Genomic DNA, 14,104 nt, shown 5'->3' on the forward strand with positions numbered 1-14,104 from the left:
CGGTGCTCCGCCCGAGAAGGCCGTTCAGCCCTCGTAGTCGGGCTCGGCGGTGATGTCGCGCGCCATGTTGGAGAAACGGGAGAGGTGACCCTGGAAGGCCACGGGGATCGTCTTGGTCTGCCCGTTGCGGTGCTTGGCGACGATGATGTCGGCCTCCCCGGGGCGCTCCTCCATCGCGTAGTACTCGGGACGGTGCAGGAGCATGATGATGTCCGCGTCCTGCTCCAGGGAGCCGGACTCGCGCAGGTCGGACATCTGGGGCTTGTTGCCGGTGCGCTGCTCGGGGCCGCGGTTGAGCTGTGCGACGGCAATCACCGGGATCTCGAGCTCTTTGGCGAGGAGTTTGAGCGAGCGGGAGAACTCGCTGACCTCCTGCTGGCGGGACTCGACCCGCTTGCCCGAGCTCATGAGCTGGAGGTAGTCGATGACGAGCAGGCCGAGGCCGTTCTGCTGCTTGAGGCGCAGGGCCTTGGAGCGGATCTCCGGCATGGTGAGATTCGGGGAGTCGTCGATGTACAGCTGGGCGTTGGAGACGGGATTGTACGCCAGGGCGACGTCCTGCCAGTCACGCTCATCCATCTGGTTGGAGCCGCGCAGCTTGTTCATGGAGACCCCGGACTCGGCGGCGAGAATGCGCATCATGAGTTCCATGCGCCCCATCTCCAGGGAGAAGTAGCACGAGGGGATGCCGTGGTGGATGGAGGCCGAGCGGCAGAAGTCGACGGCGAGCGTGGACTTCCCCATGGCGGGGCGCGCGGCGATGATGATCATCTGGCCGGCGTGGAGGCCGCCGGTGAGCTCATCGAGGTCCATGAAGCCCGTGGGAACGCCCGTCATGACGCCCTGCTCGCGGCTCTGCCCGGCCTCGATCTCCAGGTTGGCCTCTCCCAGGAGCTCGGAGATCGCGACGTAGTCCTCTTTCTCCCCCTCGGAGTGGGCGACGGAGTAGACCTCGGCCTCGGCCAGGGTGACGAGCTCGGCGATGTCCCCGACGTCCTGGGAGTAGCCGAGCTGCGTGATACGGGTGCCGGCCTGGACGAGGCCCCGCATGAGGGACTTCTCCCGGACGATGCGCGCGTAGTGGGCGGCGTTGGCGGCCGTGGGCACGCTCGCCATGAGGGAGGCGAGGTAGGGGGCGCCCCCGACGAGGTCGAGCTCGCCGCGCTTGGCCAGCTCGTCGGAGACGACGATGGGGTCGGCCGGCATGGAGCGGTTGTAGACGTCGACGATGACGTCGAAGATCGACTCGTGGGCGGGCTGGTAGAACTCGTTGCCGCGCAGGACCTCCAGGACGTCGGTGATCGCCTCCTTGCTCAGCAGCATGCCGCCGAGCGTGGCCATCTCCGCCTCGTCGTCGTGCGGGGGGACGCGGTCGAAGACGCCGTCGAAGCGTGCCGCCGCCGGGCCGGGCGAGCCCTGGCCGCGGTGTTCCCGCGCGGCGCTCACGGCGGCGCGATCGATGACGTCGGTCACGACTCCCCCTCCCCTCTGGCGCCAGGCGGCCCGCGCGACACTAGCCGCCGCCCCAGGGCGCGGCAAACGCGCCCTGGGGGGACGCTGTGGGCAGACCACCGACACCTGTGGAAAGCGGTGGATAACCTGGGGGCGACGCGCCGCACAACCTGTGGATAAATTTGAGGTAACGACCTGCACATTTTTGACAATCGTTGATATACCTGCGTGATCCCGACGTGAAGTTCATGCTCAGAAACCCACAAGCGAGTGCGACAAAGTCCGCACAAAATCTGTGGATAACCCTGTTCTCCTGTGGAATGATCTCATCCTCACCTTCAGGTCTGGACCACTCGGAGGCGATTGGCGTCGGCGCGCGACCGGGCGGCGGCATCGCCCGCCCATGAGAGACTGGCCCCCCACGACCCCGGAGATGACGTGACCAGACCAGCGCGCGATGACGGTCCCTCGGACTCATCCGATCGCTACCGGGGCGGCTCCGCGGATTCCCTGAGCTCGGCGGGCCCCACGAGCCGCCATCACCTCGACCGCTCCATCCTGGGGCTGGCCCTGCCGGCGCTCGGCGCGCTCGTGGCCGAACCGCTGCTCGTGCTCGTGGACTCCGCGATGGTCGGGCATCTGGGCGCCACGTCGCTGGCGGGCCTGTCACTCGCCTCCACGGTGCTGACCACCGTTGTCGGCCTGTTCGTCTTCCTCGCCTATGCGACGACCGCGATGACGGCGCGGCTCTTCGGGGCGGGCGACCGGGCGGGCGGCCTGCGCGTGGGGATCGACGGGTTATGGCTCGCCCTGGTGCTGGGCCTCGGCGCGGCCGCGATCCTCGCCGGGACCGCCCCCGCCCTGGCCGAGCTGCTCGGCGCCCGCGGTGCGGTGGCCGGCGCGGCCATCGACTACCTGAGGGCCTCGGCGCCGGGTCTACCCGGCATGCTCGTCGTCTTCGCCGCCACCGGGACTCTGCGCGGGCTGCTCGACACCCGTACGCCCTTCATCGTCGCCTCCGCGGGAGCGGCGCTCAACATCGGGCTCAACGCCCTCCTTCTCTACGGCGTCGGCATGGGCATCGCCGGCTCGGGGCTCGGCACGGCGCTGAGCCAGAGCGCTATGGCGGTGGCGCTGACGCTGCCGGTGCTGCGCGCCGCCCGGCTCGAGGGCATCGGGCTCGCCCCAAGGCGTGAGGGCATGCGCGCCTCCCTCGGCTCCGGCCTGCCCCTGCTCGTGCGCACCGTCTCATTGCGCACCGCCATCCTGGCCACGGTCTGGGCGGCGACGGCGCTGGGCGACCTGCCCCTGGCCGCCCACCAGATCGTCACCGCCCTGTGGAGCTTCACCGCTTTCGCCCTCGATGCCCTGGCCATCGCCGCCCAGGCCCTCATCGGCACCGCCCTGGGGCAGGCCGACGCCGCAGCGGACCGCGCGCCGGGCACCGAGGAGGCCACCCGGGCCGGCGGCAGCAGCCCTGCCGGCACTAGTGGCCCGGCGGGCGGGGGCAGCGGGGACGTCCCCGTTCTGACGGTTGACGTCGTACTGCGCCGAAGCCTGCGATGGGGCGTGCTCGCCGGCGTGATTATCGGCGTGGTCATGGCAGCGGCGACGCCGTGGCTGCCCCTGGCCTTCACCTCCGAGGCTGCCGTGGCGGAGGCGGCGCGGCCGGCGCTACTCGTGGCGGCCTCGGCCATGCCCTTGGCGGGCGCCGTCTTCCTCTTCGACGGGGTCCTCATGGGCGCGGGCGACGGCCGCTACCTCGCCCGGGCAGGTCTGGCCACCCTCGTGCCCTATCTCCCGCTGACCGCGCTCGTGGCCCACGGTGCTCCCTACGGCGGTGCTGCCGGCCTCGTGTGGTTGTGGGCCGCCTTCGCCTGGGTGTTCATGGGGACGCGGGCCCTGACCACTGGCCTGAGGGCGCGCACCGACGCCTGGCGCTCCTAGGGCGCGGCCGGCGCCTCGGGGTGCTCGCGGCCCATTCCTGAGCCACATCCCGGGTCACGTCCCACGAGGGTGGCGAGATTTGAGGATTCCTTCCTCTGATGCTGCATCGCATCTTGCGTGATACCAGGTCAAGAGCCTGGGGACGAAGGAGGAGAACACGCAGAGCGCCTCCGGGTCGCGAGCAATCCTCAAACTTCGCCACCGCCGGGGCACTGATCGCGCAAGGGCCCGCCCAGGCAGTCCTGGGCGGGCCCTCAGCGCGAGTGCTCAGCGAGCGGCGACGACGTACAGCTCCACCGGGGCGACGACGTCGGCGTGCAGGCGAACGGAGGCGCTGTGGCGACCGGTCGACTTGATCGGGGGGGCGATGGTGATCTTGCGGCGGTCGATGGCGGGGCCACCGGCCTCCTTCACGGCATCGGCGATCTCGGCGGTGGTGACGGAGCCGAAGAGGCGGCCATTGGCGCCGGCCTTCGCGGTGATCGTCACCACGTTGTCAGTCAGCCAGGCGCGGGCGGTCTGGGCGTGCTCGAGGGACTCGATGCTGCGACGACGGCGGGCCTCGGCCATCTGGTCGATCTGCTTCTGCGCGCCCTTGGTCCAGGGCGTCGCGAGCTTGCGCGGAACCAGGTAGTTGCGGGCGTAGCCGTCCTTGACGTCGACGACGTCCCCGGCGGCGCCGAGGTGGGCCACGTCGTGGGTGAGGATGAGCTTGGTGGTCATATCCGTGCCTCCTTCTCAGCGAGCAGAGCTCGTGTAGGGCAGCAGGGCCATCTCGCGGGCGTTCTTCACGGCCTTGGCGATCTTGCGCTGCTCCTGGACGGACACGCCGGTGACGCGGCGGGCGCGGATCTTGCCGCGGTCGGAGATGAACTTGCGCAGCGTGGCGGTGTCCTTGTAGTCGATGACACCGACCTTGATCGCCTTGACGGGGCCGACCTTCTTCTTCGGCTTACGAAGCTGAGGCTTCGCCATAGTGGTACTCCTTGTTGCGAGCGCCGACGGCGCTCATACGAGATTGGGTTGTGAGTGTGGGAACGGAGCGCCTGGCTCCCGGGGAGTCAGAACGGGGGCTCGTCACCGAAGGAGGTGGAGCCGCCCGTGGCCCACGGATCGTCCGCGGCGCCGCCCCGGGGGGCGTTGTAGCCGGACTGGCCGCCCTGCCCCTGGAAGCCCTGGCCGCCGCCCTGGTTCCCGCCGTAGCCGCCAAGACCGCCCTGGTTCTGGGCGCCGCCTTGGTAGCCGCCGCCCTGGTTCCCGCCGTAGCCGCCCTGACCACCCGTGCGGGTGACCTGGGCCTTGGCACGGCGCAGGGAGGGGCCGATCTCGTCGACCTGCATCTCCACGACGGTGCGCTGAGCGCCCTCGCGGTCGGTGTAGGAGCGCTGCTGGAGGCGGCCCTGGGCGATGACTCGCATGCCCTTGGTCAGGGACTCCGCAACGTTCTCCGCGGCGTCGCGCCAGATCGAGCAGCGCATGAACAGCGTCTCCGCGTCCTGCCACTCGTTGGTCTGGCGGTTGAAGGTGCGCGGTGTGGACGCGATCGTGAAGGACGCGACCGCCGCACCCGACGGGGTGAAGCGCATCTCCGGATCCGCGGTGAGGTTCCCGATGATCGTGATGACGGTGTCGCCGGCCATTTCGCTTCCTTCCCTCGGTGGGCTCAGGCCTCGGGACGCAGGAGCTTGGTGCGCAGGACAGTCTCGTTGAGGCCGAGCTGGCGGTCGAGCTCCTGGGCGATCTCGGGCGTGGTGGTCATGTCGACGACGACGTAGAAGCCCTCGGAGCGCTTCTTGATGTCGTACGCGAGACGGCGCTTGCCCCAGACATCGACCTTGTCGACCGTGCCCCCGTTGCTGGGGACGACCTGCAGCAGCTTCTCGAGCGACGGCGCGATGGTGCGCTCGTCCGTCTCGGGGTCGAGGATGATCATGATCTCGTAATGACGCATGCTTGGTACCCACCTCCTCTGGTCTCAAGCGGTCACGGTCTCTCCGTGACAGGAGGGTTGATGCGTGCGGCGCACCGCCGGGGCGGGGTCGCCCAAAGGCGCGCCGGAGCACGAGCCTACTCCAGGCCCGCCCCCGCCAGGAAGACGGGGGCGGGCCATCGGGCCGTGCAGTGCGACACGCGCGAGAGTCCAGGCAGGGCTCTCAGGCGGTGATCTGCTGCGCGATCAGCGCCCAGGGCGGCCTGGCGCTGCCGCACCCCGGACAGGGCTCAGTACCTATTCGTCACCTATTCGTCCCAGTAGCGGGGGATCCAGCGGCGGGGGCCCCAGCCGTAGGCGTTGCGATTATTCTGGGCGCCCTGGTTTCCCTGCCGGTCGCCCCGCTGGCCTACCCGGGCATTGTCATCGTTGTCCTGGCCCGCCGGAGGCTGCTGCCCCCCCTTCTGCTCACCGTTCGGGCTCGACGGTTGACTGCGATCAGGGGTGGAACCCTGGTTCTGGCCCTCGATGAACTCATCGCGCTCCTCCTCCTGCGACGGCGCCTTCCGCGTCGGCTCCTCCTGCGTGGGGGTCACCGGCACCTTGGTGGGCTCGGGCTCAGGGGCCGGGGAGAAGTTGTACGAGGGCGCGGGGGCCTGGGCGCCTCCCAGGGAGCCCGGCGTGTAGGAGTTATCCGTACGGCCCGGGAACTGCTCAACGGGCAGGCCGTCCAGTGCGGACGCCATGTAGGTGGTGAAGATGTCCGCCGGGTAGGTGGAGCCGGTGATCTCGGAGTACTCGCCCCATGGGGTGATCGACTCCTCCTCTCCGTTCGCACCGGTCTGGTAGAGAGTAACGGCGGTGGCCACCTGCGGGGTGTAGCCGACGAATTGGGCCGACTTGTTGTCCGAGGACGAGCCCGTCTTGGCCGCGATGGGCCGCCCGAGCCTCAGAGCGGTGGTGCCGGAGCCCTCGTTGACCACCTGCTGCATGGCGTAGGTGGCATCGGCCATGACGTCGTCGGAGAAGACCTTCTCCCCATTGGTCGGCGCCGTGTAGGAGACGTTCTTGCCGCTGACTGAGGCGACGATATGCGTCTGGTGGCGAGTCCCCCGAGAGGCGAAGGTTGCGTACGCCGTGGCGATGTCGATCGTGTGCGGTGAGGCCGAGCCGAGGACGTTCTGGAGGTTCGCGGGCTCCAGACCCACCGTGTTCTGCGGGTAGCCGGCCCGCGTGGCAACCTCCTTGGTGGTCTCGGGCCCGACATCCTTATTGAGCTGGACGTAGGAGGTGTTCACCGAGTACGCGGTGGCCTTGACCAGGTCGGCCCACCTGAATTGGGCGCCCCCGAAGTTGACGAACCGAGTGCCCTCGATCGTCATGGGCGAGGTCCCGGGATAGCCATTGGCCAAGGTCGCGCCCTTCTCCAGGGCGGCCACGAGTGCGAAGGGCTTGAAGGTCGAGCCCGCCTGGGCGACGGCACCGGTGGAGGAGTTTAGTCCGTCGGTGAGGTAGTCGCTGCCGCCGTAGAGGGAGAGGATGCCGCCGCTGCTGGCGTCGATCGAGACCAGCCCCACCCGCAGGTTGGGCGAGTAGCCCTCCGGCAGGCTCTGGGCGGCGGCGATGGCGGCGTCCTGGTTGCCCTTGTTGATCGTGGTGACGATCGACAGCCCGCCGGTGTCGATCTGCTGGTCGGTGAGCCCCGCCGTCGTCGTGAGCTCCTCCCGGACCATCTGGAGGAGGTAGCCGTTGGGACCCTGGTAGGTCTCATCATTGGTGACATCGATCGTCGTCGGGAGAGTCGCGGAGTCGCGCTCCGCCTGTGTGATGTAACCGTCTTCCACCATGAGGTCGAGCACGCGGTTCCAGCGAATGGTGGCCTGGTCCTTATCGATCGCCGGGTCCCAGGCGCTGGGGGCGGGCAGGATCCCCGCCAGGAGCGCGGATTCGGAGTAGGTCATCTGGGAGGCCGGGTGGCCGAAGTAGGCCTGGCTCGCGGCCTCGATGCCGTAGGCAGCCCGCCCGAAGTACACCGTGTTGAGGTAGGAGCCGAGGATCTCCGCCTTGGTCTTAGAGCGGTCGATCTTGAGGGCCATGATGGCCTGCTTGAACTTGCCCGTGTAGGAGCTCGTCGTATCGACGTAGTAGTTCTTGATGTACTGCTGGGTGAGGGTGGAGGCGCCCTGGGTCCCCCCGCCGCTGGCATTGTTGACCAGTGCCCGCAGGATTCCCTTCGGGTCCACACCGCTATTGGTGTAGAAGGAGCGATCCTCGGAGGCGACGACGGCGTTGCCCACATGGGAGGGAATCGTCGAGGTATCGATAATAGTGCGGTTGACCTCGGCGAATTGCCCCATCGGGGTGGTGCCGTCGGAGTAGTAGACGGTGGTCGTCTGCGCCTGGGCGAACTCGCTGGGCTCGGGCACCTTGATCGTCGAGTAGGCGTAGACGAACAGGCCCAGCACCGCCGAGGTCATCAGGAGGAAGGAACCCAGGCAGAAGCGCCAGCTCGGGATCCAGCGATGGATCGGGCCCTTGCCGCGCCTGGGGTAGTTGAAGATCCTCCTCAGGCCCGTGGGGGCCGGGCCAGCGGCAGCGGCCCTGGCAGCCTTCTCGGCGGCCCGGGCGGCGCGCCTGTCGCGGCCGCTCGTGGGAGCCTGTCGGCCGCGCTCCTGCCTTCCGGAGCTGGCCGCCTGGGCGAGCCTGCCGCCATGGGGACGATTGCCTCCTGGGTTCGCGTTCAGTGTCACGCGCTCCTCATTCCTGCAGTGCCGGTCGGTTCGCTGGGATTCAGGGCTGGGGGCCCAACGAGCCATCGTGCAGTGCCAAGTATGGCCGGGAAGTGCCCCCTCGGGGCAAGGGGAATGCGGCGGGATCATGACTCGGCGTCGGCTCCACGGGCCCTGCGGCCCCGCCGATCAGCATCATCACAGGCCAGGGCACAATATGGCGCCTATCACTCAGGTGTCGGTCACACCGCCCTCCTCCCACCAGATCCGGCCGGGCCCGCAGGAGGCTCACAGGATGCCGAGGGGCCCCGCTCACGCCCCCCTAGGCTCGGCGCCATGCGGGCGCGATCTCCCTGCGACTCCAGCTCCTGGGCATCCCCGGCCCCACCGGGGCCACCTCCACGGAGATCGACCAGCCGGTCTCCCCGATCATCGCCCGCGCCCTGTCCTTGCCGGCTGTGTCATCCTGGCCCACACCTGACCCGCCTGACGAAGAAGGAGCTCGGCCTGCCCTCGTGGGAGAAAGCCACGGAGCGCCGGCGCAGCGACGGCATGTGCCACTGGACCGAGGACGAGCGCTACAACGGCGGCAAGGCCTTCAAGTGCTCGGCCCGCGACGAGCGTGGCGTCACCGTCATCGCGGACAACTATTTCGGCTGCTGTAAGAAGGAGGTCAAGACCCAGATCGGGTATTCGGCCAATCTCCTCGGCTGCGTGGAGGAGGAGCACGCCGGTGGCGCGATCGCCTTCCCGCGCTACGACCTGGGCCGCGAGTTCCGCGACGTCCACACCCCCGAGGGGCGCGCCCAGCAGGATGTGGAAGGCGCGGGTGGTCCCCGGGTCCTTCAGATCGCCGATGAGCCGCATATCCTCCAACCTGCCCGATCCGCGGGGCGGCCGGGGGCGGCAGCGGGCCCGGGAGCAGGTCAGACGCAGCGGGCGGAGAGCACGCCGTCGATCGCGACGAGCTCGTCCAGAACGCCGGGAGCGGGATCGCCCTCGACGTCGACGAGGGTGACGGCGAGATCGCCCCGGGACTTGTTGAGCAGGTTCGCGATGTTCTGGCCGTGCCCGGCGACGAGGGTGGAGACCTGGCCGACCATGTTGGGCACGTTCCGGTTGACGATGACGAGGCGGTGGGTGCCCTCGGCGCGGGCCATGACGGCCTCGGGGAGGTTGACGGAGTTGTGGATCTGACCGTCCTCCAGGTAGCCGCGCAGGGAGTCGGCGGCCATGATGGCGCAGTTGCGCTCGGCCTCCTTCGTGGAGGCGCCCAAGTGCGGCAACGAGATGCAGCGGGGGTGCTTGTGGACGGCCGGGGAGGGGAAGTCGCAGACGTAGCCGCCCAGGGTCTCCTCGTCGAGGGCGGCCACGACGGCGGCCTCGTCGACGATCTCGGCGCGGGCGAAGTTGAGGATGACGGCGGTCTCCTTCATGAGGCCGACGCGCTGGGTGGACACCAGGCCGCGCGTGGAGTCGAGGAGGGGCACGTGGACGGTGAGGATGTCGGCGCGCTTGAAGACATCCTCAATGCTCTCGGCGCGCTCGACCTCGGCGCTCAGGTGCCAGGCGGACTCCACGCTGATGGCGGGGTCGTAGCCGATGACGCGCAGGCCGAGGCCCAACGCCGCGTTGGCGACCTGCACACCGATGGCACCCAAGCCGATGACGCCGAGGGTGCGGCCGGGCAGCTCGAAGCCGACGAACTGCTTCTTGCCGGCCTCGACGGCCTTGGCCATCTCGGCGGCGTCGCCGGTGAGGGTATGGGCGAAGCGGGCGGCGGGGATGAGGTTGCGCGAGGCGATGAACAGTCCGGCCAGGACGAGTTCCTTGACGGCGTTGGCGTTGGCGCCGGGGGTGTTGAACACGGGGACTCCGCGCTCGGTGTACTCGGCGACGGGGATGTTGTTGGTACCGGCGCCGGCGCGGGCCACGGCCAGGACGGAGTCGGGGATGGGGGTTCCGTGCAGCTTGGCCGAGCGCAGGAGGAGCGCGTGGGGCTCGGCGACGCCGCCGCCGACCTCGTAGCGCTCGTCGGGCAGGCGGGACAGGCCCGCCCCGGAGATGGCGTTGAGGGTCTTGATGCGGAAGCGCTCGGGCTTGGGGGGCACGGGGACGTTCATGGTTCTCCTGTGTGGGTGCTGGTCGGGGCGCTGGTGGTGAGTGCGGCGATGGGGGCGGGCGCCCGCCGACCGGGCTCAGCCGTGGACGCGCTCGAACTCCGTCATGTAGTCGATGAGGGCGGCGACGCCGTCGGCCCCCATGGCGTTGTAGAGGGAGGCTCGCATGCCGCCGACGCTGCGGTGGCCCTTGAGGTTGGCCAGGCCCTCGCGGGCCGCACCGGCGAGGAAGTCGGCGTCGAGGGCGGGATCGGCCAGGGTGAAGGGGATGTTCATCCAGGAGCGCGAGCGCGGCTCAACGGGATTGGCGTAGAAGTCGGAGGCGTCGATGGCCTCGTAGAGGGAGCGGGCCTTGGCCTCGTTGGCGGCGCCGATGGTCGCCAGGCCCCCCTGCTCCTCCATCCACTCCAGGATGAGGCCGAGGAGGTAGACGGAGAAGGTGGGCGGGGTGTTGAGCATGGAGTCCTTGTCCACCATGGTCCTCCAGTCCCAGATGGCGGGGACGTCGGGGCGGGCGCGGTCGAGGAGGTCGTCGCGCACGAGCACGACGGCCAGGCCGGCGGGGCCGAGGTTCTTCTGGGCTCCGCCGTAGACAACGCCGAAGCGGGAGAAGTCGACCGGACGGGAGAGGTAGGTGGAGGAGAAGTCGGCGACGAGGGGGGTGTCACCGGCGTCGGGGACGTAGGGGAACTCGACGCCGCCGATGGTCTCGTTGGGCGTGTAGTGCAGGTACGCGGCGTCGGCGGGGATGATCAAGGACGCCGGGTCCGGGGTGGTGGTGTAGTGGGAGGCGGACTCGTCGGCGATGGTGACGACATTGAGGCCCTGGCGCTTCGCCTCCTTGGCGGCCTTGGCGGACCACTGCCCGGTGTTGATGAAGGCGGCGGTGGCGCCCCTGGCGGCGAGGTTGGCGGGAACGGCGGAGAACTGGCCGGTGGCGCCGCCGGCGAGGAAGAGGACGCGATAGTTGTCCGGCAGGGCGGCGACGCGGCGGAAAGCGGCTTCGGCCTGGGCGGCGCAAGCGATGAAGTCCTTGCCGCGGTGGGAGTCCTCCAGGACGGACATGCCGGTGCCGCGCCAGTCGGTGAGCTCGGCGGCGGCGCGCTCGAGCACGGGCAGGGGGAGCTGGGCGGGGCCCGCGGAGAAGTTGTGGACGCGCATGGGGCCAGTATGCCCGTGGGCACAGCATGAGGGCATCATGAGTCCGCGATTGGGGAGCGGGGCGAGGCCGGTGGGCGCGGGCCGCCGCCTTGCACCAATGGGTCACGCCTACGCCCCGCGAGGGGCGGCTCGCCGTCGGCGCCGGGCGCATCGACCCGTGAGAGCGCCCCAGCGACGTCACCTTCCGCGATACCGGTCGGCGTGCAGGGCTAGGGGGTGACAGCGCCTCCCTCAGCGGCGACGGAGTCGCAGCACGACATTCGAGGTACCCGCTGCTAGTGGTTCCCGGCGACGTCCACGACCTCGAGGCCGCAGCGCCGAACGCATGCCGCCATCTGCCTGTCATGAGTCAGCACCGCCACTGGGGCGAGCGGCGAGTCCAGGGCCATCGCCGTAGCGACATGCACCGCGTCCAGGGTTTTGATCGGACCGGGGACGATGCCCGCCTCCCGCAGCACCATGTCAACGCTGAACAACTCGACCTCCGCCAGCGCATTGTCGATCGCCGGTCCCGGCAGCCCGGCGCGAGAGGCAACCTGCTTGAGCTCGACCTCCAGCAGCGCCGACGAGACGAGCGCCTCCTCATCGGCGCCCTCCTGGAGAACTCGCTCAGCCTCGGCCCGCCCCTCCTGGTCGAGAAGGGCCAGGAGAAGGAAGGAGGTATCGACGTAGTAGATCACCGATCAGCGCCCCTCGCTCACCATCGCCATGATGCTCGCCAGACTCTGACCCTCGGGGATCGGCACCGGTGCGAAAGGGAGGTGCTGCCTGCGCCTCGCCTGACGGCTCCATCCCTGGCGGCGCAGCCGCTCGCGCGGCGACTCCTGGCCGGAGTACGGCGAAATCGTGGCCACGGGCCTACCGTTGCGGACCACGACCAGATTCTCCCCATCGTCAGCGACGCGGGAGAGGATGCGGCTGCCCTGCTGGTTCATCTCCGTGGCGGAGACAGTACGGCTGCTGTTCATCATCGGCCTACACATAGCGTCACGGTAACACCTACCTATCGACCTAGGTAACTCTGGCGGACGCAGCGAATCACCCCGAGGGGCGCAGGCGCTCCGCACGACGCCCGCGGGCCAGGCTGAGATGCCCGGCCCGCCGGCCAGTGGTTCGGCAGCGCCATTCAACGCCGCTCAGTGCGCGGAGAGTGGGGGGACTCCCCGCATTCCGGGCCCTATGAGCCCTTCTCGCCATTCTTCCCCCGTTTGGAGTCCCGGCCCCTGTCCCGGCGCCCGGCCTCGGCGCGGACGCGCTCCTCGGCGGGCACGGCGGCCCACCAGGCGTGGAGCGCCTCGCGTGCCATGTCCTCGCCGAGCGGCCCCCTCTCCATGCGCAGGTCCATGAGGAACTGGTAGGCCCTGCCGACCATGGGGCCGGGCGGCAGGCCGAGCTCGGTCATGATCCGGGAGCCGTCGAGGTCGGGGCGGATCGCGGCGAGCTCCTCGGCCTGGGCGAGCTCGTCGATGCGCCGCTCCAGGTCGTCGTAGGCGTGGGAGAGCATGGCGGCCTTGCGGCGGTTGCCGGTGGTGACGTCGGCGCGGGTGAGGCGGTGCAGGCGCGTGAGCAAGGGCCCGGCATCGGCGACGTAGCGGCGCACGGCGGAGTCGGACCAGGCGGCGTCGGCGTAGCCGTGAAAGCGCAGGTGCAGCTCGACGAGGCGGGCGACGTCCTTGATAGTCTGCTTGTCGAAGCGCAGGGCGGTCAGGCGCTTCTTGGCCATGCGCGCGCCGACGATGTCGTGGGTGTGGAAGGTGACGGTGCCGTCGGGTAGGAATCGGCGGGTGGCGGGCTTGCCGATGTCGTGCATGATCGCGGCCAGGCGCAGCACGAGGTCCGGGGCGGGCACGGGCCCGTCGGGCCCGGTCTCCAGGTCCATGGCCTGCTGGAGGACCACGAGGGTGTGCTCGTAGACGTCCTTGTGCCGCTTGTGCTCGTCAACGGTCTCGCGCAGCGCGGCGAGCTCCGGCAGGACGACGTCGGCCACTCCGGTGTGCACCATGAGCTCCAGGCCGCGGCGGGGGGCGGGAGCGAGCAGCAGGCGCTCCAACTCGGCGCGGACGCGCTCGGCGGAGACGATCTCCAGGCGGTGGGCCATCTCCTCCATGGCGCTCATGACGTCGGGCTCGACGTCGAATCCGAGCTGGGCGGCGAAGCGCGCGGCCCGCATGATGCGCAGGGGGTCATCGTCGAAGGACTGGGTGGCGGTGACGGGGGTGCGCAGGATCCCGGCCTCCAGGTCCGCCAGACCCCCGTGGGGGTCGACGAGCTCCAGGTCGGGCAGGCGCAGGGCCATGGCGTTGACGGTGAAGTCGCGGCGCGTGAGGTCCCCCTCCAGCGTGTCCCCGTAGGAGACGGCGGGCTTGCGCGAGCCTACCTCGTAGGCCTCGGTGCGGTAGGTGGTGACCTCGACGACGACGTCCCCCTTGCGCGCCCCGATGGTTCCGAACTCGCGGCCGACGTCCCAGCAGTGATCCCCCCAGGCCTTGAGAAGCCCCTCGGTCTGCTCGGGGCGGGCCGAGGTGGTCAGGTCCAGGTCATGGGGGGCCACGCCTAGGAAGGCGTCGCGCACAGGGCCTCCCACCAGCGCGATCTCGTGGCCGGCTCGCGCGAAGGCATGCCCGAGGGCGGCCAGCGACGGCGGCAGTCCCGCAAGGGCATCGCGCGCGGTGGGCGTCAGGGAGGGGGTCGGGTGGGCCGGGCAGGAGGCGCTGGTTGGGGAGGTAGTCATCGGGGCAAGCCTGCCATGAGCCCGACCGACCGGC

At 69.8% G+C, this 14,104-nt stretch carries 12 protein-coding genes and 1 pseudogene; 2 read left to right on the forward strand and 11 right to left on the reverse strand.

Annotation, left to right across the window (positions count from 1 at the left end; all coding sequences use genetic code 11):
* Window positions 1–24: 24 nt before the first annotated feature.
* Window positions 25–1,446 carry a replicative DNA helicase gene (dnaB, locus tag B1H50_RS02985; RefSeq protein WP_080462394.1) on the reverse strand — a complete coding sequence of 474 codons (1,422 nt, stop codon included), beginning with the start codon at window positions 1,444–1,446 and terminating at the stop codon, window positions 25–27.
* A gap of 516 nt (window positions 1,447–1,962) precedes the next feature.
* Here dnaB and B1H50_RS02990 point away from each other — a divergent pair.
* Window positions 1,963–3,399 (forward strand): MATE family efflux transporter, encoded by a 1,437-nt coding sequence (locus tag B1H50_RS02990; RefSeq protein ID WP_229657853.1) that lies wholly within the window; start codon window positions 1,963–1,965, stop codon window positions 3,397–3,399.
* Between the two features lie 267 nt (window positions 3,400–3,666).
* Here B1H50_RS02990 and rplI read toward each other — a convergent pair whose 3' ends face one another.
* The 5 genes from rplI to B1H50_RS03015 all read right to left on the reverse strand — a co-directional run bounded on the left by rplI (window position 3,667) and on the right by B1H50_RS03015 (window position 8,079).
* Complete coding sequence (gene rplI / locus B1H50_RS02995; protein ID WP_080462286.1) at window positions 3,667–4,122, reverse strand: 50S ribosomal protein L9; 456 nt, start codon at window positions 4,120–4,122, stop codon at window positions 3,667–3,669.
* Window positions 4,123–4,137: 15 nt separating this feature from the next.
* Entirely contained in the window at window positions 4,138–4,374 is a 237-nt protein-coding gene (rpsR, locus tag B1H50_RS03000; RefSeq protein WP_017177879.1) for a 30S ribosomal protein S18, read from the reverse strand.
* A gap of 86 nt (window positions 4,375–4,460) precedes the next feature.
* Window positions 4,461–5,039: a single-stranded DNA-binding protein gene (locus B1H50_RS03005; RefSeq protein ID WP_080462287.1), complete on the reverse strand. Its 579-nt coding sequence runs from the start codon at window positions 5,037–5,039 to the stop codon at window positions 4,461–4,463.
* A 23-nt stretch (window positions 5,040–5,062) separates the two neighbouring features.
* Window positions 5,063–5,350, reverse strand: coding sequence for a 30S ribosomal protein S6 (rpsF, locus tag B1H50_RS03010; RefSeq protein ID WP_017177877.1), 288 nt, complete (start codon window positions 5,348–5,350; stop codon window positions 5,063–5,065).
* A 287-nt stretch (window positions 5,351–5,637) separates the two neighbouring features.
* A complete protein-coding gene (locus B1H50_RS03015) occupies window positions 5,638–8,079 on the reverse strand; it encodes a transglycosylase domain-containing protein (RefSeq protein ID WP_080462288.1) in 2,442 nt (813 codons plus the stop codon).
* Window positions 8,080–8,526: 447 nt separating this feature from the next.
* Between B1H50_RS03015 and B1H50_RS09890 the strand changes: the two are divergent.
* Window positions 8,527–8,877: pseudogene (locus B1H50_RS09890) on the forward strand (hypothetical protein); the annotation flags it as partial.
* A 107-nt stretch (window positions 8,878–8,984) separates the two neighbouring features.
* Here the strand turns inward: B1H50_RS09890 and B1H50_RS03025 are convergent.
* From B1H50_RS03025 to B1H50_RS03045, 5 genes are all read right to left on the reverse strand, one after another.
* Window positions 8,985–10,181: a phosphoglycerate dehydrogenase gene (locus tag B1H50_RS03025; RefSeq protein WP_080462289.1), complete on the reverse strand. Its 1,197-nt coding sequence runs from the start codon at window positions 10,179–10,181 to the stop codon at window positions 8,985–8,987.
* Between the two features lie 75 nt (window positions 10,182–10,256).
* Window positions 10,257–11,339, reverse strand: coding sequence for a 3-phosphoserine/phosphohydroxythreonine transaminase (gene serC / locus B1H50_RS03030; protein WP_080462290.1), 1,083 nt, complete (start codon window positions 11,337–11,339; stop codon window positions 10,257–10,259).
* Window positions 11,340–11,614: 275 nt separating this feature from the next.
* A complete protein-coding gene (locus B1H50_RS03035) occupies window positions 11,615–12,019 on the reverse strand; it encodes a type II toxin-antitoxin system VapC family toxin (protein WP_080462291.1) in 405 nt (134 codons plus the stop codon).
* 3 nt (window positions 12,020–12,022) lie between these two features.
* On the reverse strand, window positions 12,023–12,310 hold the full coding sequence (locus B1H50_RS03040; RefSeq protein ID WP_158082817.1) for a type II toxin-antitoxin system Phd/YefM family antitoxin: 288 nt from the start codon (window positions 12,308–12,310) through the stop codon (window positions 12,023–12,025).
* Between the two features lie 206 nt (window positions 12,311–12,516).
* Window positions 12,517–14,070: a CCA tRNA nucleotidyltransferase gene (locus tag B1H50_RS03045; RefSeq protein ID WP_080462293.1), complete on the reverse strand. Its 1,554-nt coding sequence runs from the start codon at window positions 14,068–14,070 to the stop codon at window positions 12,517–12,519.
* Window positions 14,071–14,104 lie beyond the last annotated feature (34 nt).

The organism is Actinomyces gaoshouyii, from assembly GCF_002072175.1.
GTDB classification, from domain to species: Bacteria; Actinomycetota; Actinomycetes; order Actinomycetales; family Actinomycetaceae; genus Actinomyces; species Actinomyces gaoshouyii.